This window comes from Yersinia sp. 2553 StPb PI (assembly GCF_052217105.1).
Lineage (GTDB): Bacteria > Pseudomonadota > Gammaproteobacteria > Enterobacterales > Enterobacteriaceae > Yersinia > Yersinia enterocolitica_E.
Map to the genome: position 1 here is coordinate 1,402,880 of NZ_JAZGPX010000002.1, position 22,425 is coordinate 1,425,304.

A 22,425-nucleotide genomic window follows, 5' to 3' on the forward strand; every position below is an offset into this window, starting at 1 on the left:
TCAGGGATTAACTAAAAACGCCGGTATTTCATAGAAGTAGCGGCGTTTTTTATTGCAGATCGCAACCGGCTACTTAGTTTCTGCCCGCGCCGCCGTCGCCAAAGATTCAGTCGCCTCGGCATGCTCTCTGGCGACGCGTTTCGCGTAACGCTGTGCCAGGACGGCACATACCATCAATTGAACCTGATGGAATATCATCAAGGGTAATACCATCACACCGACTACTGAGGCGGGAAACAACACGTTAGCCATCGGGATACCATTGGCGAGGCTCTTCTTCGATCCGCAAAACACAATGGTGATTTCATCGGCAGTATTGAAGCCCAGCCAGCGGGCTGCCATGGTGTTAATGACTAATACCAGTGTCAATAGCACCATCGAACAGACCAGAATTGCCAGCAGTGACCAACCATCAATTTGATGCCAAATCCCCTGCACCACGGCTTCACTGAACGCGACATACACCACTAATAGAATAGATGACCGGTCAGTGATATTAACCAGTTTTTTATGGCGCTCAACCCATTTAGCTATCAGTGGGCGCGATAAATGCCCAACAATGAATGGCACCATCAGTTGCATGATAATAGAACCTATCGCATGCAACGTGTCGGTATCACCCCCTTGGGTATGCATCAACATGCCCACCAGCAGCGGTGACAGGAAAACCCCCAAAATACTGGATGCCGAGGCGCTACAAATTGCCGCCGCCACGTTACCTCCCGCGACGGAGGTATAGGCAATAGCTGACTGAACCGTGGCAGGTAACGCGCACAAATAGAGGAAACCCAGATACAGTGTTGGTGTTAACACGCCAGGTACCAACACATTCATTCCCAACCCTAACAGCGGGAATAAGGCAAAGGTGCTGAGAAACACCACCAGATGCAGTTTCCAATGCCCCATGCCTGAAACTATGGCGGCGCGGGATAACTTGGCACCGTGCATAAAGAATAATAATGCAATGGCCGCGGTCGTCAGGTGTTCGAACCACACCTTAACTTCCCCTTCACAAGGGAAAATAGAAGCAATAATAACGACCAGAATCAGCACTAATAAAAATTTATCTATCCGTAAGCGTTGTAACCATGACATGCCACTGTATTCCTTCAATATAACCTTGGTTCTTGACGTTGCAGAGGGGGTAGCTGTTTGCGTTGTGCAGCCCATCCTTAGGCCTTGCCTCGGTGAGACCGCTGCCAGTAGTGTTCAAATCTGCTGGCAGCCTACCTACAACGCCAGTGACTTTGGCTATCGTTTCTATCAAATAAGCGTATTTGGCTGCAAAATCAACTTGCTGGCGATACCGGCAGCGTTTTTTTCTGTTGATCAGAGGCAATGCCCAGTTCAATTAATTCCATTACTTTTATCGCTTCCGAGGCGGGTACTGGGTTGGCAGCAGTACCTAAAATGGCATCACGGATCCCCGCATAATAAGCAGGATAATTACCCGGCAACGTCAGTAGTGGTTTCTCAGCGAGGATGCCATCATGTGACAGTGTCACTACTCCATCGCGCATATCGTAGCCCCAATCTGCCTGTGGCAAACGTTCACCCGCTTTCAGCCTGTCCTCTTGTGGGTCCAGACCAAATTTAATGTAACTCCCCTGCATGCCGTGCACGATATAACGAGCAGTTTCTGCTGCGGCTAACACCGTACCGTGTAACACTACCCGTTGCCCCGGATAACTAAGAACCGCGTGGAAATAATCAACAGATTGCGCACCGGGGCGCAGCATCCCTAAATCAACATTTAGCGTCTGTGGCAAACCAAACAGTTGTAGCGCCTGATCCAACAGATGTGGGCCTAAATCGTACCAAATGCCACTGCCCGCACCGGCTTGTTCACGCCAACGCTGGCGGATCTCCGGGCGATAGCGGTCAAAATGAGATTCGAAATAGACAACATTCCCCAGTGAGCCTTCAGCCAGCAGTGTTTTCAGCGTCAGGAAATCACTGTCCCAACGGCGATTATGGAACACTGAAAGCAATAAGTGGGCCTCATCTGCTTGTTTCTTCAATTCATTTGCTTGTGACAGTGTCACGGTAAACGGTTTATCCACCACCACATGTTTACCGGCAGCCAGTGCTTGCTGAGCCAGCGGGAAGTGAGTGTCATTCGGGGTTGGAATCACGATAAGATCGATTGAAGGATCATCAAATAACGTTTGGGGGTCAGAAACCACCGTCATTGTCGGCCAGTCAGCATGTACTTTACTGGCATCACTACTGGAAACCCCTGCCAGCTCTAGCCCCGGAGTGCCTATAATCAGCGGCGCATGGAACGTTTTGCTGGCATAACCATAGCCCAGTAAACCCACTTTGATTTTTTCAGCCATTATATTTCCTCTCGCGCAGCATATTTGCCAATTGATATCAGTCGATCAATCGATTTGACACCATGATGATTCCCGCGACAAGAGGTAATTTTTGGCTGAATGTCAGTGGCGAGACTAAATTCGCACTATGGCCTCAGCATTATCCCGCCATTCTGGCTGTCGGAGGCTGCGTTGCGGGTAATTGGTTTCAATGCTACGACGCCTGAAATCACTGGGGCTAACACCAACACGCTTACGAAAAACGCGGGAGAAATAGAGTTGATCGTCGTAACCCACCACGCGACCAATAGTGGCAATCGGTTCTTGCGTGGTTTGCAGTAATAACTTAGCCCGAATAACCCGCTGGTCTTCACGCCAACGCAATATATTGATACCAACTTGTTCACGAAACAGATGTGCCAGACGTGACGGAGACAGGCAAACATGACGTGCAACTTCGTCAATACGCAGCTCACCGGCCAAATTGCCGGTAATAAACTGGCACGCTTCAATCACTCGAGGGTCCATAATGCGTTGTGGACTAAGAGGATCTTCTTCCATTGCGCGCAGCAGTAAGCGCTCAAGTAGATTCATACCCAACTCTTCGCCAAAACGCCGTCCTGATTTTTGCGTCTGTTCAATATTGGCAAACAGGCGATCAAATTCCAGTAATAAGTTGTTGTTAGGCAAAGATAACCGCCCAACTTCATGCGTTTTGCTATGCCACTCCAACCAGTCCGCCCAGTATGCCCGTGGCCGGAAATAGACCCAACGGTGATACCAACAATCACTGTTCGGTGAGCGACCATAATAGTGTGATGCCTTAGGGGGAAAGAGCAGCAAATCACCTGGATTGCTGTAAAAGGTATTCTCACCGTCAAAAATCTTACCTTGCCCCTTAATGGTCAGATTCAGGATATAGCCCTTCATGCCGCCTGGCCTATCGATAAAAAAATCGAGTGGTCCATCGGCCAGAATCGGGGTTAATCCTGCTACCAGATAGGCATTAAAGGTATAGCCGGGTAACAAGGGATTGGGTTGCGGTTCCTGAACCATTCGATGGTACATTTAGCCTCCTTGGAGTCCTGATCTGATTGGCGTGCAAACACATGTGCTTATTTCAGTTTATCGGGCAGAATTCACGCTGCCCGATAGTGATTACAGAACTGTGAGCCAGATAGGCTTTTTATGGACTTTTCTGTCACCGTGCAACTTATACCGTCCGTTTAGCCAACTGTTTGTAACGGTCGAAGATAACCGCTGCCAGCAGGATCAAACCACGGACCACATATTGGGAGAACGGAGAGATATTGAGTAGGTTCATGGCATTTTCCACTGTCCCCAGAATCAAGATACCAGCGATAACATAGGAAATCTTACCAATCCCACCTTTCAGTGACACGCCCCCCAGCACACAGGCCGAGATAACAATCAGCTCATAACCAATCGACGTCATTGGCTGACCACTGGTCATCCGTGATGCCAAAATGATCCCAGCCGCCGCCGATACCAAACCCGATAAGACAAAAATGATGATTTTAGTGCGAACTACCGGCACCCCCGCCAGGCGCGCCGCATCTTCGTTGCCCCCGATAGCCAGGGTATTGCGGCCAAAGGTAGTTTTGTTTAACAAGAAGCCAAACAAGGCCAGACAGGCAATAGTAATCCAGATAGGAGCAGGCAAACCGAGCCAATTGGTATAACCCAATGCGAAGAAACGCTCATCCTCGATACCCACCGCTTTACCATCAGAGATGATATAGGCCAGGCCGCGAACAATCTGCATCGTCGCCAACGTGGTGATCAAGGCGTTAATTTTCAATCTGGCAATCACAAAACCATTGATCAGCCCGCATAGCGCGCCCAGTAACAAACCGGCGCCTACCCCCAGCCACATATTTTCGGTCATATTGATAACAACTGCCGTCGTTACCCCCGCACAGGCAATGACTGAGGCGACGGATAAGTCAAAATCGCCGGATGCCAGACAAAACAGCATGCCACAGGCCACCATCCCCGACATCGAGATAGCCAACCCCAACCCTTTCATATTGATAAAGGAGCCAAAGTTAGGCACAAATATCACACAACCAATAAATACCACCGCGAAAACTACCAACATCCCATAGCTATCCCAAATACGGGATAGTCCTAGTCCACTTTTAGCGGGTGTATCTTGTGGTGGTTGCGACTGACTATTGTGTGCTCCACCTTTTAACTCAGTTGATGCCGGGTTCTTCTTATCAGAACTCAAAGTAACGCTGGACATGGATAACTCCTTCACAATCAAGCAACCGCAGGCGCGGCATCAGTAGCAATATTCGGGGTGCGTAGCATCGCCAGACTTAACGCCTGTTCTTCAGTGGCAGAACCGTGGTCTAACTCACCAGAGATTGCCCCTTCCCGCATCACCACGATTCGGTCAGCCAGCCCAAGAACTTCTGGCAAATCACTGGACGCAAACAGCACCGCAATACCCTGTTTCGCCAGTTGATAAATCACGTTATAGATTTCATGTTTAGCCCCAACGTCGATACCTCGAGTTGGCTCATCCAACAGGATCACTTTCATATCTTCGGATAACCAACGGCCCAAAATGGCTTTCTGCTGGTTGCCGCCGGACAAATTCATAATCAGTTGTTGAGGGCTGGGTGTTTTGATATTCAAAGACTGAATACGCAGTGCCGCATTCTCCTGCTCCCAGCGGTTGTTGATCAAACAGCCAGCCGTCAGTGTTTTGCGCCGTGCGCTGATATTGATATTGTCCTGTACCGAATGAACCGGAATAATGCCATCTGCTTTACGGTCTTCCGGGCATAACATGATCCCGGCGGTGATGGCATCGATGGGTGAACGAATCGTCAGTGGCTTGCCATCCAGCAAAACCTGACCACTGCTAAGCCTGGTGCCACCAAACAACCCTTTCAGTAATTCACTGCGCCCCGCCCCCACCAAACCAAACAGGCCAACAATCTCCCCTTGATGGACGGTCAGACTTATTGGCGATTTCACCCCAATCGCCTTCACCTCTTGCAATGTAAGACGCTCTGGCCCTATTTCACGCGGCTGATAACCATAAATATCACCCAAATTGCGCCCAACCATGGCTTGTACCAGCGAGTCGTTATTCACCTGGGTCATATCGTCAAACGTGCGCACATACCGGCCATCTTTAAACACCGTAATGGCATCACTCAGTGCAAAGATTTCTTCCATCCGGTGTGATACATACAAAATGACCCGCCCTTCGGCGCGTAATTCACGGATCACCCGGAACAGTTGTTCTATCTCTCTGGCAGAGAGCGAACTGGTCGGCTCATCAAAAGCAATGATTTTGGCATTACGGGCCAGCGCTTTGGCAATTTCGACCATCTGCCATTGGCCGATGGAGAGATATTTCAGTGGGGTATCGGGGGAGATGTCCAGCCCCAAATGTGAGAGCTGCAAACTGGATTCATAGCGCAATAATTTGCGATCAACCATGCCCATCTTGGTAGGTAATTGGCCCAGATAGATATTTTCTGCCACCGTCATTTCCGGCACCAAATGCAGTTCCTGATAAATGATCGCGACACCGGCATCAAGCGCATCGGTGGTATTGGCAAAATTAACCACTTTGCCCTTAATGTGAATTTCACCCTGAGTCGGTGAGTAGTTACCGCTGAGAATTTTCAACAAGGTTGATTTCCCCGCGCCATTCTCTCCCATCAGGGCATGGATTTGACCGGCCTGACAGGTAAAACTGATATCATCCAGCGCTTGAACACCGGGGAAACTTTTTCCAATGCCACAAAAAGCCAGATAAGGTGACTGTTCGGCTTCCAGCTCGGCTTGTAACGCAGAATGGAGTGCTGACATGATGGCTTCCTTATAAAGTTTGGGTCGCACGGTACCACCCGTCTGTGTGGTCCATTGGGGCAAGCCGTAGCCTGCCCCCGTGCGCCATAGCGTGTATACCCTTCGAATTTGACGCGGCCAGAGGGTTAGCCGCCACGCCCATGACGTTGGGTATAACGGAATTACATCAAGCCTTTCTTCTCTAACTCGACTTTGAAGTTATCCCGGGTGATCAGCACCACATCAGTCACTTCAGTAAATTTCGGTGGTTCAACACCTTTGGTCACCCAGTCATTCAGCATCTGGATACTCTTATAACCATGAATATCCGGGCTTGGTAACAGAGAGCCATAGAAACCGGTAGCCTGGCCTTTGGACAGTTCACTGACTGCATCAACGCCATTGATACCAATGCCAATCACATTGGGTGCTTTAAAGCCCTGACCTTCTGTCGCCCGGACACCACCCAACACGGTGTTGTCATTCATGCCGACAATCAGCCAGTTTTTTACTTCAGGATGCTGGACTAACATGGAGTTGGCGGCATCAAATGCCCCAGGGATATCATTGGATTTGGTCGGTACTTTATAGATTTGCTTTTCTGGGAACCCTGCGGCTTTCAGCGCGTCCATTGACCCACTGGTACGTCGGCGAGCCGTGTCCAGTTCATCAGAAGTGATCGCCATTACCGCCGTTTCACCCGGTTGCCAGCCGCGTTTACTCATCTCTTTCCACAGTTCCTGTCCTTGACGCTCACCAATTTTGGTCGCCGCCATCATGACTAATGGAACACTTTCCATCGGTTTGCCTTTGGCATTCACAAATTGGTCGTCTACTGCGATCACTTTCAGGTTATAACTGCGCGCCTTCGCCTCGATGGCCGGCCCCAGTTTCGGGTCTGGTGTACAGATAACAAAGCCTTTCGCACCACTGGCGGCAAGGCTATCGATAGCATTCAAGGTTTTCTCACCATCGGGCACTGCAATTTTTATCACTTCAAAACCTAAATCTTTCCCTGCTTTATCTGCAAACTTCCATTCGGTCTGGAACCAAGGTTCTTCAGGCTGCTTTACCAGAAAACCCAACTTCATGCTTTCGGCAATAGCTGAATGTGACATAACTGCCGCTAACCCAACGACTGCCAGCGCCTTAGTTAATTTATGTATAGTGTTCTCCGAACTATTTTTGTAGGAAGAGATGATTTTTGTTTATTTAATCGTCAACCACCCAAATCATCTGATTTTTAGTGGAAACGTTATCAATGTTATTTTTCAGTTTTAGTGCGGTTGAATGCTTTATTGAAAGCCACTTAACCTCACCACACCCGGTAAGACGCTGACAGTTTTAACGTTAATTATGCTTTAGAATGTAGAGCGCTATCACATCCAGGGATTACAGTTTATTTATCCATATATTCAGCAAATTTAACCTCTCTCTAACTTTTGACTGACATCACAAAAACACTGTAGGAAGCAGAAAAGTACATACTTCCAGCCATCGGCTCCTCACATCTTGCTGTCACTCACTCCTATGGTTATTGGCAATGAATTCCTGTTTTCTGCAAATGTTAGGAGCAACCACTATGACAACCAGCGTTGTATCGGCGGACCGTCCTTTATTAACCAATAAAGCTATAGCGCTTGGATTAGATTTTGGCAGCGATTCCGTCCGGGTATTGGCGGTAGATTGTCAACATGGCACCGAGATCGATACCGAAGTTGTCTACTACCCTCGCTGGCAGCAGGGCCTTTATTGTCAGGCCGCACAAAATCAGTTTCGCCATCATCCACTGGACTATATCGAAGCCATGGAACAGGCGATCCGTCAGGTCGTCAGCCGCCTGTCAGAAGAGCAGCGCCTGCAAATCGTCGGGATTGGTGTTGACTCCACGGGCTCAACACCCGCGCCGATTGATGAGCAAGGACAGGTATTGGCACTGCGCCCTGAATTTGCAGATAATCCCAATGCGATGTTTGTGCTGTGGAAAGACCATACGGCTATAGAAGAAGCGGAAGAGATTAATCGCTTATGTCGCAGTGGCGAATTTGCCGACTATTCCCGCTATATTGGCGGTGTCTACTCTTCTGAATGGTTCTGGGCAAAAATCCTGCACGTGACACGCGCCGATGCCGCCGTGCGTGATGCAGCGGTGTCGTGGATTGAGTTGTGTGATTGGGTACCGGCACTGTTATCCGGCACCACCGCCCCACAGGATATTCAACGGGGGCGATGCAGCGCGGGCCATAAAAGCTTATGGCACCCATCATGGGGGGGATTGCCACCGCGTGAATTCCTGGCGGCACTGGATACCCGTCTGGTAGACGACCTTACATACCCTATGTTTACTGATACCTACACGGCTGAACGGCCGGTGGGTTTAATTACTACCGCATGGGCTGAGCGTTTGGGGCTACCGACCGGTGTTGTGCTCTCTGGTGGCGCGTTTGATTGCCATATGGGTGCCGTGGGCGCAGGTGCTCAACCTTATACCTTGGTCAAAGTTATTGGTACCTCCACTTGCGATATTCTGATTGCCGATGACAAGTTGGTGGGTGAGCGCGCCATTGCCGGTATTTGCGGTCAGGTTGAAGGCAGTGTGGTACCCGGCTGGATTGGTATGGAGGCAGGTCAGTCAGCTTTTGGTGACATGTATGCCTGGTTCAGTCGTTTACTGAGTTGGCCATTACGTCAGGCCGCCTTGGCACAACCCGAATTGCAACCCCAGTTAAAGCAGATTGAATCTACCCTCCTCGCGTCACTCACCGCTGAATGGGCAAAGAACCCTTCACTGGATCACTTGCCAGTGGTATTGGATTGGTTTAATGGTCGCCGTACGCCGAATGCTAATCAACGTTTAAAAGGGGTTATTACCGATCTGAATTTGGGAACCGATGCCCCTACTCTATTTGGTGGTTTTATCGCAGCAACCGCTTTTGGTGCGCGCGCTATCATGGAGTGTTTTGAACAGCAGGATATTCCGGTTGAGAACGTGTTGGCATTGGGCGGTATTGCGCGTAAATCACCGGTTATCATGCAAGTTTGTGCCGACGTGATGAATCGACCACTGCAAATTGTTGCCTCTGATCAATGTTGCGCGCTGGGAGCGGCAATTTTTGCCGCCGTGGCCGCAGGAATATATCGCGATGTCCCTGCTGCGCAGCGTCAGATGGCCTGTAAGATTGAGCGCACTCTGACACCTGACGCCAGCCAGGTTGCTCGCTATCAGCAACTTTATCAGCGCTATCAACAGTGGTGTCTGTCAGCAGAACCACACTATATGCCAGTAACCGATACACCTGCGCCAATGACCGAGACGACACACTGATCTTGGCGATCAAACTGATTTATAAATATATTTTTTATAACAATTTATTAAACGGAGTATCAGATGGACGTATTCAAGCAATCAGAAGTGTGGTTTGTCATTGGTAGCCAGAACCTGTATGGTCCGAAAACCCTGCAACAAGTTATGGATAATGCCCATCAGGTGGTTAGCAGCCTGAATAGTGAAGCGGGCTTGCCAATAAAACTGGTACTAAAACCGTTGGTGACCACACCGGATGAGATAACTGCACTGTGCCGTGAGGCGAACTATGATACCGCCTGTATCGGGGTAATGACGTGGTTACACACCTTCTCTCCCGCCAAAATGTGGATTGGTGGTTTGAGTATTCTGAATAAACCTTTATTGCAATTCCACACTCAGTTTAATGCGCAGATCCCGTGGGAAACCATGGATATGGACTTTATGAACCTGAACCAAACCGCCCATGGTGGCCGCGAGTTTGGCTTTATCGGCGCGCGGATGCGCCAACAACACAGCGTGATAACCGGTCATTGGCAGGATAAAGCAGCGCATCAACGTATTGGTCAATGGATGCGAGTAGCGGCAGCCAAACAAGAAAGCCAACAGCTTAAAGTGGCACGTTTTGGCGACAACATGCGCGAAGTGGCAGTAACCGACGGTGATAAAGTGGCTGCTCAAATCCAGTTTGGTTACTCAGTTAATGCCTATGGGATCGGTGATTTAGTCACGGTGGTGGATGCCGTTAGCAAAGGTGATATTGATACCTTGGTTGAAGAGTATGAAGCCACTTACCGCTTCACTGATGCGGTAAAACTGAACGGCAATAAACGTGAAAATTTGCTGGATGCGGCCCGTATTGAATTAGGCATGAAGCGTTTTCTAGAACAAGGTGGTTTTAAAGCCTTTACCACTAACTTTGAAAATCTGTATGGCCTGAAGCAGTTACCGGGGCTGGCAGTGCAACGACTGATGCAACAAGGTTACGGTTTTGGCGGTGAAGGTGACTGGAAGACTGCCGCGTTGCTGCGCATTCTGAAAGTAATGGGCACTGGCCTGAAAGGTGGCACCTCGTTTATGGAGGATTACACCTATAACTTCCAACCAGGCAATGATTTAGTGGTTGGCTCTCATATGCTGGAAGTGTGTCCCTCTATCGCCAAAGAAGAGAAACCGTTGCTGGATGTACAACACTTAGGTATCGGTGGTAAAGCCGATCCGGCGCGCTTGATCTTCTCTACACCGGCAGGCCCGGCACTGAATGCCAGTTTAATTGACATGGGGAACCGTTTCCGCTTATTGGTCAACGTCGTCGATACTGTCGAACAGCCGCACCCCTTACCTAAACTGCCGGTAGCCCGTGCTATCTGGCAAGCTCAGCCGTCGCTGGCAACGGCTGCTGAAGCTTGGATTATCGCCGGTGGCGCGCACCACACGGTATTCTCTCAAGCCGTCGGGGTGGATGAATTGCGCCTGTATGCCGAGATGCACGGTATTGAATTCCTGTTGATCGACAATGATACGACGCTTCCTGCATTTAAAAATGAAATCCGCTGGAACGAAGTGTATTACCATCTAAATCGCTGAGTTAAGGCTAATACAGCGATTTAATTTGTTGATTTAAATAGACCTGGTAATTTAAATAGACTTAGTGATTTAAATAAATCAATTGATTTAAACATGCTATCCAGGGGCTTAACGGCCCCTGAGTTTAATGACAACCTGTCCGCCACGGTGAAAAACCAGCAGATCGTAAAGACGCCATCTTCTCCGCGCATAATAAGCACCTATTTAGGCTCGAACCGCACCATCCTTGCCACGGATACAATATCTTCTGCCTATTCTCCCCACCAGAGCTCGTGTCGTCGAAGTTTGTCAGCAGTCTGAGGAGCTTAACAGCCCTATATGTTTTCAACATCGCAGTCACTGCCGCTAACGTGCTGCCCATAACCAATGAGGTGTGGCCTCTTGTTGTATCGTTGTCTCACTTAACTGTTTATCCAACAAGATATGGCGACAGTGGCTTTCCTGCTGTAGCGCCGCCACCAGTTCAGCGGCATGGGACACCACAATCACCTGGGTATGTTGTGCCGCCTGCCCAATCAACCGCGCTAATGGTTTTAACAGATCAACATGCAGGCTGATTTCGGGTTCGTTCAGGATCATCATTTCGGGAGGTCGTGGCGATAGCAATGCCGCCACCAGCAATAAATAACGTAAGGTACCGTCTGATAGCTCTGCGACCTTGAGTGGCCTTAACAAACCTTGCTGTGACAACAGCAACTCAAAATTGGGTTCAATAGCCAACGTAGTTCCGGGAAAAGCATCTGTAATGGTATGCGTGAGTGCATCTGTATCCCCGATCTCTCTGATCGTTTGTAACGCTGCGGCCAAGTCCGCACCATCGCTGGCCAGTACCGGTGTATAAGTCCCCACTTGAAGCTGGCGAGCTGGCGCATGACGGTCGGTACGCAGATTGTCATAAAAACGCCAGGCCCGCATCCGTTCGCGCATAAGCAGAATCTCTGGGGCATCACGGGGGTCTGTGCTGTGGGTCATCATACTGTCATAGGCCGCTAACCCGTGATATGACTCGCGCCAAATTCCGCGCTCATCACGGATGCGAACCCGCGGGCCTCGCCGCTCAGCAAAAAGCGCATTATTGTTCAGGGTATCGCCACACCACAGGCTTTCAAGCTTGATTTCAGGATCCAATGCAAAAAATGACCTGCGCGGTGTGGGGAGACCCAGATCGATAGCATAACCATAGTCCGCGCCAGCAAAGCCCAATTTGAGGCTCACGGGATGATGGCGAGTGGTACCTTCAATCGGTTGTTCTCCTGATTTCATCGACTGGGAAAACGACGCGGGCCCCGCCCAGAGGGTTGATTGTAAACCGCCCTCCGCCGCCAATGATTGGATAACCTGCCCCTGACCAATATCTGACAGCAACCGGAGCGCTCGATAAAGACTGGACTTGCCACTGCCATTCGCGCCGGTAATGACATTCAATTGCCCCAATTCAAGTACCACATCGCGTAACGAACGGTAGCCAGAGATAGCAAGCCGAGTGATCATCATTCTTCCTTCTTCAACAAAAAATCTTAATTTGCGAAACACTGATTATATACACAGTGGTATTCAATGACCCATCTTGTCTTCACCTCGTTTAGGCACTGTTTACGGTTTTGTGATTGGTGTCTTGTATATCGCTGTCGTTTTATTGCCGTTCAATCACTCAATTTAGCATCACAGAAACCGGTTACAGAAACCGGTTGCATAAATAACGTTTTCCCTAATACACTGAGGATAGAGATTTTATCAAACACCCTTTTTATCCATTACATGAGAGTGATTTTATGTCTGCTTTCCCGAAAAATTTCCTGTGGGGTGCCGCCAGCGCCGCTTATCAAGTTGAAGGTGCCTATGATACTGATGGTAAAGGTCCTTCTATCTGGGACACTTTTGCACATCTGCCCGGAACCACCTATCAGGGAACCAATGGTGATGTTGCTGTCGACCACTATCATCGTTTCCGCGAAGATGTAGCTCTGATGGCGGAGATGGGCATGAAAAGTTATCGTTTTTCAATTTCATGGCCGCGTTTGTTGCCAACAGGCCGTGGGGAGGTGAACGCCGCGGGAGTTAAATTCTACAGTGAATTGATCGATGCATTGCTGGAACACAACATCGAGCCGATGATTACGCTCTATCACTGGGATTTGCCACAAGCCTTGCAAGATGAAGGGGGTTGGGAAACCCGCAGCACCACCGATGCTTTTGAAGAATATGCACGTTTGTGTTATCAGCACTATGGTGATCGGGTCAAGCTCTGGTCAACGTTCAACGAGACCATCTGTTTTATTGGTTTTGGCTATATTACTGGCGGTCATCCGCCGGGCGTCCAGAATCCTGCCCGTGCTATCCAAGCCTGCCATCACGTTTTTGTCGCTCACGCCAAAGCGGTTGCAGCATTTCGTGCCAGCGGTATCGACGGGACAATAGGTTTTGTGAATGTCCTGCAAACCAACACGCCACTGAGTGATTCCGCCGAAGATATCGCCGCATTTCGCTTAGCTGAAGGGATCTTTACCCATTGGTTATATGATCCAGTGTTAAAAGGTGAGTATCCAGCTGAATTGCTGGCACAGACCCAGGCCATTTGGGGTGTTCCACAATTCGCCCCCGATGATGATGCTCTGTTACGTAACAATATCTGTGACTTTATTGGGTTGAACTACTATAAGCGTGAAACTATTGCTGCCAATAACCAAGAAACGCATCTGACCATGAACACCTCAGGTGAAAAAGGTTCCGGTCATCAACAAGGGAATGAGTTCGGCTTCAAAGATTTGTTTAAATTTGTCCGCAATCCTAACGGGATTTATACCGACTGGGATTGGGAGATTTACCCGCAGGGCCTTACCGAAGGTATCATGAATATCAAGGCGCGCTATGGTGACATCCCTATCTATATCACTGAAAATGGCTTGGGTGCTAAAGACCCAATCATTGAGGGCGAAGTGGTTGATGATGACCGGATTGATTACCTGCGTCAGCATATTGTGGCAATTGAAGATGCCATCAAGCAAGGTGCAGATGTCCGTGGTTACTATCCGTGGTCATTTATCGATCTACTCAGTTGGTTGAATGGCTTCCAGAAGCAATATGGTTTTGTTTATGTCGACCATCAGAAACAACTGGCACGTCAGCGTAAAAAAAGCTTCTTCTGGTATCAAGGGGTGATTAAAACCAACGGTGACAAGTTGTAATCACGCACTGTATGGCTGGTGATAGCTGGGTGAGAGATTCTCACCCAGCGTTATTCTAAGCGAGATTAATAACCCACTGTCGCGATGCATTACTCAGTTTGTAACCGCCACAACCGTGCATAGGCTCCTTCCTGAGCAAGTAGCGCCTGATGACTGCCTTGTTCCAATACTTGCCCGTTTCCTAATACCAAAATACGATGACATTGGCGCAATGTATTCAATAAACAACACCAGGGTAAAAACCACATCAACACATAGCGTCAGTGCGGATCCCGTAATAAATTCTCTAATATTGTCCAGCTCCTTCACTCGAGCGACAATATTGCCCACATGGCGTTGCTTAAAATAACTTAGTGGTAATTTGATTAGGTGGTTAAATAGCTTGCCGCCCAATAAAATATCAACCCGAGTGGTCGTGTGAGTGAAAATATATTCTCGCAGTAATTTTAATACGACTTCATATATGCCTACGACTAATAGCACAATAATTAACACATCAAGTGTTGTGAGTGCATTATGGACCAGCACTTTATCCATAATAACCTGAAAGAAAAGAGGAGAAATCAAGGCCAGAAACTGTAATAACATTGATAATACCAATACCTGAATCAATGATTTACGGTGGCGCAGTAATACGGGAACAAACCAGCGAATATTGAAACGCGAATGGCTACAACAAATGATGACACCACTCCAAATCGACGTAAGCTCTTGATAAGTTATTATTTCTGGCTTCCCGCTATCTGCATGTTGCAGTAGCACCTGCTTTTCATTAATACGTGCCAATAAGATAAATTTGCCTTGCATATCGCGAAAGGCAAGTGGCAATTGTTCTGGTTTAATATTATTTAATGACTTTTTTATGATTTTGAAGCGAGCTGCTGTGGTATGTGAAAATTGCGCTAAATAGCGCTGCAATGATGCACGTGTGGCCATGGTCCAACAACCGATAGCATTTTTGTGGCTAAAATCCTCAACAGTGTCTGAATTCAACCCCGCCAGACGGAGTAATCGAGCAGCGCAGACCAATGAGGAATGAACGTGGTTTTCCATAGAGTAGATTACCTAAATTATTAGGAACATCTGTTAACATAAGAAACAGATAATCGCCTGAACAAGTCTAAAAACATATAACGCTGGTATCATAGAATGGTTTTTATATATCGTTCATATCGCGTAAGGATTTATAACTTTTGATAACTCAAAACACCTTAGTTTCGTTATGTTTGTGAATTTTAATTCACAATGGAGCGATATAAATTAGACATATTAGGCCGCCAATATTAAGAATATCTATGGTAGGACACTTAACCTCGGTCACTTCACATTTATTGATTTGTATCGTCAATTATTCATCGCTTTATGTGATAATTTTGCGGTGATTTATAGCCATAGTGGTTGGCTGCCGCCGTTTTATCACTGATAACAGGACTTTTTCTCGCCATGACACCGACAATGCCTTCGACTGCCGATGACCTCCCCCCTCATTCAGATTTTATTCGTCACCCAGCAATGTTGCCAATCATGCATATTGCTCAGCAATTAGGTGTTAGCACCGATGATGTCATCCCTTATGGGCATCATATGGCAAAAGTTGATATCCGGGCGATCCAGCCTGGTCGTGCGCAAGGCAAACTGATTTTAGTTTCCAGTATCACCCCAACGCCGTTAGGCGAAGGGAAAACCGTAACAACGATTGGCTTAAGTCAGGGGATCAACCGATTAGGTCACCGTTGTGTTGCCTGTATCCGTCAACCCAGTCTTGGCCCGGTCTTTGGTGTGAAAGGGGGTGCTGCGGGTGGCGGTGCTTCACAGGTGCAACCGATGGAGAAACTGAACCTGCATCTCACAGGTGATATCCATGCCATCAGTGCTGCACATAATCTGGCCGCCGCCGCTTTGGATGCGCGGTTGTACCATGAGCAACGCTTGGGGCTGGCGTTTAGTCAACAAACCGGATTACCGTTACTGAATATTGACCCGCAGCGGATCCTCTGGCCACGCGTGGTTGATCACAACGACCGGGCGCTACGCCATATTCGTGTGGGGATCGGCGAAAGTACCCACGGTGTGGAGCGGGCAGACCATGTAGAAATAGCCGCTGCATCTGAATTGATGGCTATCTTGGCCTTATCAGAAAACCTGCAAGATATGCGACAACGCATTGGCCGGGTTATTTTGGCTCACTCCACCCACGGCGAACCGATAACCACAACAGATTTGGGCGTCGCCGGTGCCATGACCGTGCTAATGAAAGAGACTATTCATCCAACATTAATGCAAACCAGTGAACACACCCCGGTACTGATCCATGCAGGCCCTTTTGCCAATATCGCCCACGGCAACTCATCGGTTCTGGCAGACCGGTTGGGCTTACAATTAGCGGATTATGTGGTAACCGAAGCGGGTTTTGGTTCCGATATGGGGATGGAAAAATTCTTTAATATTAAGTATCGCCAATCCGGTATTGCCCCCGCTTGTGTGGTTTTGGTGGCGACACTGCGTAGCCTGAAAGCCAATAGTGGCGCGTATGATATTAAGCCGGGTCAGCCACTACCTGCCGAGATCCTCAATAGCAATATTCCCTTGCTCAATCAAGGTTGCGCCAATCTGAAATGGCACATAAATAACGCGAAAAGTTACGGTTTGCCGGTGGTGGTTGCGGTTAATCGCTTCCCCGACGACAGCCCCGAAGAATTGAGATTTTTAGCCGACTATGCTTTATCTGCCGGCGCACTTGCTTGTGAAATCAGTGACGCTTTTGCCCTGGGAGGTGCCGGGACCACCGCACTGGCTCAACAAGTGATAACTGCCTGCGCTCAGGGCGCTGAGCCGACGTTACCCTATCCAGACAGCGCCACACTGGAGAGCAAGTTACAGGTTATGGCACAGCGTTATGGCGCCCACGATGTGACATTTACGCCTCAAGCGCGCCAACAACTTGATGAGATAACCGCAGCAGGTTTCGGCCATTTGCCGCTGTGCATCGCCAAAACACCCCTGTCTATCAGTGCCGATGCTAGCCTGAAGAACGTCCCACATGATTTTGTATTGCCTGTAACGGCCTGTGCCGTGTCGGCAGGTGCCGGATTTGTTCGTATCTACACTGGAAATATCATGACCATGCCAGGGTTGGGTACCCAACCGGCGTATTACCATATTGATATAGATGACGAAGGACACATTTGCGGGTTAAGCTAGCATCATACAAAGAAGTGATAGCGACAGATGGTTATCACTCCTTATTAATAGATTACTAAGGTTCACTATGTCTCAACCGCAGGAATATCAGCGCATTGGCGGCTGGTTATTGGCCCCACTGGCTTATTTGATCGTCACACTGCTCAGCGCTAGCCTGATGCTAGTACTGTATGCCATGGCCATCTTCACCCCAGAGTCACGAGAGTATCTGGTGACCAACTCACAGGCATTTACCCTACAATGGTATTTCTCGGTGATAACAACCTTGGTGATGTGGGCCTATACATTATGGGTCATCTGGTTGTTTTGCAGCCGCTCACGTCGTCTACCGAAATGGTTTATTCTTTGGTTATTGTTAACCGTGCTACTGGCACTAAAGGCCTTTGCTTTCTCGCCGATCAGTGATGATATTGCCTTACGCACTCTGGGATGGCCCTTGCTGGCCGCCGCTGTTTTTGTGCCTTACATCAAACGTTCTCAACGCGTGAAGCATACTTTTACCGAACTTTAATGGGATTGCGCACCTTTTCCCCCTAAAATAGCCAGTAAATCGTAATAACCCTGCACTTCATCTGTTGTCGTCAGGCCGCCAATTTTGGATAATAGGCGGCTTTTATTTTTTTAGGCTTCGTAATGACTGAATACCTGCTCCTGTTTGTCGGTACTGTATTGGTAAACAACTTTGTGCTGGTCAAATTTCTTGGCCTGTGCCCGTTTATGGGGGTCGCCAAAAAACTGGAGACCGCTATTGGTATGGGGCTGGCAACTACCTTTGTACTAACATTGGCCTCTGTTTGCGCCTGGATGGTAAACAGCTTTATCTTGCTGCCGCTTGGTTTGGTGTATTTACGCACATTGGCTTTTATTTTAGTCATCGCCGTCGTGGTGCAATTTACCGAATTGGTGGTACGCAAAACCAGCCCGGCACTTTATCGTTTGCTGGGGATATTTCTGCCACTGATCACCACTAACTGTGCTGTGTTGGGTGTCGCGTTGCTTAATGTCAATCAATCTCATAATTTTATGCAATCGGCGGTTTATGGCTTCAGTGCCGCAGCTGGTTTCTCTCTGGTAATGGTGTTATTCGCTGCTATTCGCGAACGGTTGGCGGTGGCTGACGTTCCTGCGCCATTCCGCGGGTCTTCTATCGCCCTGATTACAGCAGGTTTGATGTCATTGGCCTTTATGGGCTTTACCGGGTTGGTGAAGTTCTAATGATGTCGTTATGGATTGCCGTAGGTGCATTAAGTACATTGGCGCTGATATCAGGCGTGGTGCTTGGTTTTGCTGCTCGCCGTTTTCAGGTTGATCAAGACCCCGTGGTTGAGCAAGTAGAAGCAATCTTGCCGCAAAGCCAGTGCGGTCAATGTGGCTACCCTGGCTGTCGGCCCTATGCAGAAGCTGTATCCTCTCAGGGGGAGAAAATCAATAAGTGCGCACCGGGTGGCGAACAAGTGATGCTTAAGCTGGCTGAACTGCTGGCGGTTGAACCACAACCTCTAGAGGGTGACGAAGCGGCGGCTCATCCACAGCGTAAAGTGGCCTTTATTGATGAAGCCAATTGTATTGGGTGCACAAAATGTATTCAGGCCTGCCCTGTCGATGCCATTGTGGGTGCCACCCGAGCTATGCATACCGTATTGCCAGACCTGTGTACCGGCTGCGACCTTTGTGTTGCCCCTTGCCCGACAGACTGTATTGAAATGATTCCGGTTGCCACCACCACCGCTAACTGGAAGTGGGATCTGAGCACTATTCCGGTCAAAAATCTTCCCAGCCAGTTAGTGGCCTCACAGATGATTCCAGTGAAAATGATAGATGTGGAGCAACATGTTTAAGCTGTTTACTGCCCGCCAACACGACAATATCTGGGATTTTGACGGGGGTATCCATCCACCGGAAATGAAGTTGCAATCCAGCACGGTGCCAATGCGCATCGCATCCTTGCCTGAGCAAATGATCATTCCGTTGCAACAACATCTGGGGCCAGAAGGTGAACTGCGCGTCAGAACCGGTGAACAAGTATTAAAGGGCCAGCCACTGACCGTGGGCCGTGGCCGCACAGTTCCAGTACATGCCCCCACCTCTGGCACTATTACGGCTATTGCCCCGCATACCACTGCACATCCCTCCGGGTTGGCTGAGTTGTGTGTACATATTACCCCGGATGGCGAAGACCGTTGGCGTGAGCAACAGCCGTGGGCCGACTATTTACAGCGAGATACCGCAGCGTTACTGGATCGTATTCATCAAGCGGGTATCGCCGGTTTGGGCGGCGCAGGCTTTCCGACCGCCAGTAAATTACAAGGTGGCGTGAACAGTGTTACCACCCTGATTATCAATGCGGCTGAATGCGAGCCTTATATCACTGCCGATGATCGGTTAATGCAGGAGCACGCGCAGGAACTGGTCGCCGGTATTGATATTCTAAGACATTTGCTGCAACCACAGCAGGTGTTGATTGGCATTGAAGATAATAAGCCCGCCGCCATTGCGGCTTTACAACATGTATTACAGGGCCATGACGAGATCCAGTTGCGGGTTGTACCAACTAAATATCCGTCCGGGGGTGCCAAGCAGCTCACCAAAATCCTGACTGGTAAAGAGGTGCCTTTCGGCAAGCACTCCTCATCCATTGGGGTATTGATGCAAAACGTGGGTACAGTAGTTGCCATTAAGCGAGCGATTATCGACGATGAGCCATTAATTGAACGAGTCGTGACACTCACTGGTGATGCATTAGCAAACCCAGGCAATTTCTGGGCCAGAATTGGGACACCGGTATTGCACTTGTTGAAACTGGCCGGATTTCAGCCTCAGCACCAACCGATGGTGATCATGGGTGGCCCGCTGATGGGCTTTACCTTGCCAAGTTTGGATGTACCGATCGTTAAGATCAGTAACTGTATTTTAGCGCCGACCGAAGCCGAAATGGGGCTATCTGAACCGGAACAAGCTTGTATTCGCTGTGGCTTATGTGTTGATGCCTGTCCAGCAGGTTTATTGCCCCAACAGCTCTATTGGTTCAGTCGAGGTGAAGAACACGAGAAAGCGCGCAATCATAACTTATTCGATTGTATTGAATGTGGTGCTTGCGCCTATGTATGCCCGAGCAATATCCCATTAGTACAGTATTACCGTCAGGAAAAAGCAGAAATCCGCGCCCTCGATCAGGAAAATGCCCGAGCAGCGGAAGCCAAAGCACGTTTTGAGGCCAAACAAGCGCGGTTGGAACGAGAAAAGCATGCGCGTGAACTGCGCCATAAACAAGCCGCGGTCAAGCTGACTGATGCTGACCAGCAAAAGGTTGAAGCCGCTGTCAGTCGATTAGCTCGCCAGGATAAGAATGCCGACGCGGTTATCAGCGTGATCGCAGGGCAAGCACCGGATAACAGTGCCGTTATTGCCGCTCGAGAAGCACGTAAAGCACAGGCCAGAGCACGTCAGGCAGAAAAACAGCTGACTGTCGCCTCCGATGAGTCAACACCGTCGTCGGTTGATCCGCGCCAAGCCGCTGTAGCTGCTGCCATTGCCCGGGTCAAAGCCAAGAAAGCCGCACAAGCACAGCTTGAGTCCGCGGTTGCGACGCATGAACATGAAGAACCAGAAGAAGATCCACGCAAAGCCGCTGTAGCTGCCGCCATTGCCCGGGTCAAAGCCAAGAAAGCCGCACAAACACAGCTTGAGCCCGCGGTTGTGACGCATGAACATGAAAAATCAGAAGTAGATCCACGCAAAGCCGCTGTAGCTGCCGCCATTGCCCGGGTCAAAGCCAAGAAAGCCGCACAAACTGCTAACCCAGATTAAGAGGTAACACACTGAACTGACGCACTGCCACTGCGGCAGTACATCAGTTCGTCAACATCTGATAGTTATAAACCACCGAGATATCACGCATTTTTGATTCGGCGTGACAACTGTCTATCTCAATAACTTCCATTTCGATACCACCACCAAACTCTTCGCGTAATTTTGGCAGCACTTCATTAAACAAATAAATTGAGAATTTCACACACTCTTTGGCACTACCTTGGTGGGATATGGAGAGAAACTCCCCCGCCGGAATAGAGATATGATCAACCTCACGCAGCCCCTGGATTTCATGCCGCTTGTCTTTATCAATCGCAGTCGAATAATTCACACTGTTTTGCCCTTGTTGACACTCTTTGGCAGAAAACAGCGAGTACACCCGTTGGCATGAGAAATTAACTTCCTTAAAGAAATCGAGCAGAATTTCATCTTTCATAGCCATACAGGAGGAGTGTTGACCACTACAATGGTTGTGTTCGTCAAAATCCAGCCGCCGTGTAAAGCCCACCAATTCTCGCGGTGGTAAAGATATCCGTTTGATTTCTGGGGTGTAATTTTCACAAAAACCGAAACGGGGAATCATCCCTTGCACATCCCAGTGTTCCATTTGACGAAAACTATTTGGGGTAACACCAAAACGCTTCTTAAATGTACGGGTAAAGGTTTGCTGCGAATCGAAACCCAACTCATCAGAGATTTCAATGATAGGACGGCGTGAAATGCGCAATGCAACCGCTGCGCGAGTCAGTACCCGGCCACGTATATAGGAGGCTAATTGTACCCCCACAATACTTTTAAATTTCCGTTGTAGATGCCATTTTGAATATCCAGAAATCTTCGCCACATCGTCCAGTGTGGGCCTCTTTTCTAAATTGATTTCAATCCACTCAATTAATTCTTCTATAAACAATATGTCTTCGTTTATCATCTTATTGTTCTTTAAATATATAATTACAGTGCATACTACATTAATCTATCATTATGCCAACGCTTTTCTCAAATCTAATTTCACAAGTTAATAAATCGTTAACTTACAGTTGATTAGCTACAGATAAAACAAAAACAAACCCATTAAAACAAAGAGTTAAATCTATTTATCTGAGACCAAAGCCTAATACCCACAAGCCGCACAAAAACCCGTTTTTGCTATATGTTTGTTACCATCGCGATATAAATTGCAAGT

16 protein-coding genes and 1 pseudogene are annotated in these 22,425 nt (G+C 48.6%); 8 read left to right on the plus strand and 9 right to left on the minus strand.

The window, feature by feature from the left end:
* Positions 1–69: 69 nt before the first annotated feature.
* From V2A84_RS07725 to V2A84_RS07750, 6 genes are all read right to left on the minus strand, one after another.
* A complete protein-coding gene (locus V2A84_RS07725) occupies positions 70–1,095 on the minus strand; it encodes a bile acid:sodium symporter family protein (RefSeq protein ID WP_083158869.1) in 1,026 nt (341 codons plus the stop codon).
* Between the two features lie 194 nt (positions 1,096–1,289).
* Positions 1,290–2,339: an oxidoreductase gene (locus V2A84_RS07730; protein ID WP_442848685.1), complete on the minus strand. Its 1,050-nt coding sequence runs from the start codon at positions 2,337–2,339 to the stop codon at positions 1,290–1,292.
* A gap of 114 nt (positions 2,340–2,453) precedes the next feature.
* Positions 2,454–3,386, minus strand: coding sequence for an arabinose operon transcriptional regulator AraC (gene araC, locus V2A84_RS07735; RefSeq protein WP_083158871.1), 933 nt, complete (start codon positions 3,384–3,386; stop codon positions 2,454–2,456).
* Positions 3,387–3,531: 145 nt separating this feature from the next.
* Positions 3,532–4,587: an L-arabinose ABC transporter permease AraH gene (gene araH, locus V2A84_RS07740; protein WP_102970410.1), complete on the minus strand. Its 1,056-nt coding sequence runs from the start codon at positions 4,585–4,587 to the stop codon at positions 3,532–3,534.
* A 17-nt stretch (positions 4,588–4,604) separates the two neighbouring features.
* On the minus strand, positions 4,605–6,176 hold the full coding sequence (gene araG, locus V2A84_RS07745; protein WP_102970411.1) for an L-arabinose ABC transporter ATP-binding protein AraG: 1,572 nt from the start codon (positions 6,174–6,176) through the stop codon (positions 4,605–4,607).
* A 161-nt stretch (positions 6,177–6,337) separates the two neighbouring features.
* Positions 6,338–7,321 carry an arabinose ABC transporter substrate-binding protein gene (locus tag V2A84_RS07750; RefSeq protein WP_083158872.1) on the minus strand — a complete coding sequence of 328 codons (984 nt, stop codon included), beginning with the start codon at positions 7,319–7,321 and terminating at the stop codon, positions 6,338–6,340.
* Between the two features lie 416 nt (positions 7,322–7,737).
* Here V2A84_RS07750 and V2A84_RS07755 point away from each other — a divergent pair, with 416 nt between their 5' ends.
* Together V2A84_RS07755 and araA are read left to right on the plus strand one after the other, a co-directional pair.
* Complete coding sequence (locus V2A84_RS07755; RefSeq protein WP_372569172.1) at positions 7,738–9,480, plus strand: ribulokinase; 1,743 nt, start codon at positions 7,738–7,740, stop codon at positions 9,478–9,480.
* Between the two features lie 63 nt (positions 9,481–9,543).
* Positions 9,544–11,046 (plus strand): L-arabinose isomerase, encoded by a 1,503-nt coding sequence (gene araA, locus V2A84_RS07760; protein ID WP_442848686.1) that lies wholly within the window; start codon positions 9,544–9,546, stop codon positions 11,044–11,046.
* A 345-nt stretch (positions 11,047–11,391) separates the two neighbouring features.
* Here araA and V2A84_RS07765 read toward each other — a convergent pair whose 3' ends face one another.
* Positions 11,392–12,537, minus strand: coding sequence for an AAA family ATPase (locus tag V2A84_RS07765; RefSeq protein WP_083158874.1), 1,146 nt, complete (start codon positions 12,535–12,537; stop codon positions 11,392–11,394).
* Between the two features lie 281 nt (positions 12,538–12,818).
* Between V2A84_RS07765 and V2A84_RS07770 the strand changes: the two genes are divergently transcribed.
* Entirely contained in the window at positions 12,819–14,231 is a 1,413-nt protein-coding gene (locus V2A84_RS07770; protein ID WP_083158875.1) for a GH1 family beta-glucosidase, read from the plus strand.
* Between the two features lie 219 nt (positions 14,232–14,450).
* Here V2A84_RS07770 and V2A84_RS07775 read toward each other — a convergent pair.
* Positions 14,451–15,284 (minus strand): annotated as a pseudogene (locus tag V2A84_RS07775) (ABC transporter transmembrane domain-containing protein); the annotation flags it as partial.
* 390 nt (positions 15,285–15,674) lie between these two features.
* Between V2A84_RS07775 and V2A84_RS07780 the strand changes: the two are divergent.
* The 5 genes from V2A84_RS07780 to rsxC all read left to right on the plus strand — a co-directional run bounded on the left by V2A84_RS07780 (position 15,675) and on the right by rsxC (position 21,239).
* Entirely contained in the window at positions 15,675–17,432 is a 1,758-nt protein-coding gene (locus V2A84_RS07780; RefSeq protein ID WP_083158879.1) for a formate--tetrahydrofolate ligase, read from the plus strand.
* 67 nt (positions 17,433–17,499) lie between these two features.
* The gene (locus tag V2A84_RS07785) at positions 17,500–17,943 is read left to right on the plus strand and encodes a DUF2569 domain-containing protein (RefSeq protein ID WP_372558995.1); all 444 of its coding nucleotides are present in this window, start codon (positions 17,500–17,502) and stop codon (positions 17,941–17,943) included.
* 122 nt (positions 17,944–18,065) lie between these two features.
* A complete protein-coding gene (rsxA, locus tag V2A84_RS07790) occupies positions 18,066–18,647 on the plus strand; it encodes an electron transport complex subunit RsxA (protein ID WP_442848687.1) in 582 nt (193 codons plus the stop codon).
* Positions 18,647–19,270 (plus strand): electron transport complex subunit RsxB, encoded by a 624-nt coding sequence (gene rsxB, locus V2A84_RS07795; protein ID WP_083158881.1) that lies wholly within the window; start codon positions 18,647–18,649, stop codon positions 19,268–19,270. The genes rsxA and rsxB overlap by 1 nt, the downstream gene beginning before the upstream one ends.
* On the plus strand, positions 19,263–21,239 hold the full coding sequence (gene rsxC, locus V2A84_RS07800) for an electron transport complex subunit RsxC (RefSeq protein WP_083158882.1): 1,977 nt from the start codon (positions 19,263–19,265) through the stop codon (positions 21,237–21,239). Before rsxB ends, rsxC begins: the two co-directional genes overlap by 8 nt.
* Positions 21,240–21,282: 43 nt before the next feature.
* On the opposite strand, the gene V2A84_RS07805 is transcribed toward rsxC, so the two are convergent.
* Complete coding sequence (locus V2A84_RS07805; protein WP_083158883.1) at positions 21,283–22,170, minus strand: helix-turn-helix domain-containing protein; 888 nt, start codon at positions 22,168–22,170, stop codon at positions 21,283–21,285.
* Positions 22,171–22,425: the final 255 nt, after the last annotated feature.

Excerpts from the sequence above, each read along its gene's own strand:
- V2A84_RS07765 (WP_083158874.1), bottom strand. The coding sequence starts at position 12,537 with ATGATCACTCGGCTTGCTATCTCTGGCTACCGTTCGTTACGCGATGTG.
- V2A84_RS07725 (WP_083158869.1), bottom strand. The coding sequence starts at position 1,095 with ATGTCATGGTTACAACGCTTACGGATAGATAAATTTTTATTAGTGCTG.
- rsxC (WP_083158882.1), top strand. The coding sequence starts at position 19,263 with ATGTTTAAGCTGTTTACTGCCCGCCAACACGACAATATCTGGGATTTT.
- V2A84_RS07780 (WP_083158879.1), top strand. The coding sequence starts at position 15,675 with ATGACACCGACAATGCCTTCGACTGCCGATGACCTCCCCCCTCATTCA.
- V2A84_RS07755 (WP_372569172.1), top strand. The coding sequence starts at position 7,738 with ATGACAACCAGCGTTGTATCGGCGGACCGTCCTTTATTAACCAATAAA.
- V2A84_RS07805 (WP_083158883.1), bottom strand. The coding sequence starts at position 22,170 with ATGATAAACGAAGACATATTGTTTATAGAAGAATTAATTGAGTGGATT.
- araA (WP_442848686.1), top strand. The coding sequence starts at position 9,544 with ATGGACGTATTCAAGCAATCAGAAGTGTGGTTTGTCATTGGTAGCCAG.
- V2A84_RS07785 (WP_372558995.1), top strand. The coding sequence starts at position 17,500 with ATGTCTCAACCGCAGGAATATCAGCGCATTGGCGGCTGGTTATTGGCC.
- araC (WP_083158871.1), bottom strand. The coding sequence starts at position 3,386 with ATGTACCATCGAATGGTTCAGGAACCGCAACCCAATCCCTTGTTACCC.
- V2A84_RS07770 (WP_083158875.1), top strand. The coding sequence starts at position 12,819 with ATGTCTGCTTTCCCGAAAAATTTCCTGTGGGGTGCCGCCAGCGCCGCT.
- araG (WP_102970411.1), bottom strand. The coding sequence starts at position 6,176 with ATGTCAGCACTCCATTCTGCGTTACAAGCCGAGCTGGAAGCCGAACAG.
- araH (WP_102970410.1), bottom strand. The coding sequence starts at position 4,587 with ATGTCCAGCGTTACTTTGAGTTCTGATAAGAAGAACCCGGCATCAACT.
- rsxB (WP_083158881.1), top strand. The coding sequence starts at position 18,647 with ATGATGTCGTTATGGATTGCCGTAGGTGCATTAAGTACATTGGCGCTG.
- V2A84_RS07730 (WP_442848685.1), bottom strand. The coding sequence starts at position 2,339 with ATGGCTGAAAAAATCAAAGTGGGTTTACTGGGCTATGGTTATGCCAGC.
- rsxA (WP_442848687.1), top strand. The coding sequence starts at position 18,066 with ATGACTGAATACCTGCTCCTGTTTGTCGGTACTGTATTGGTAAACAAC.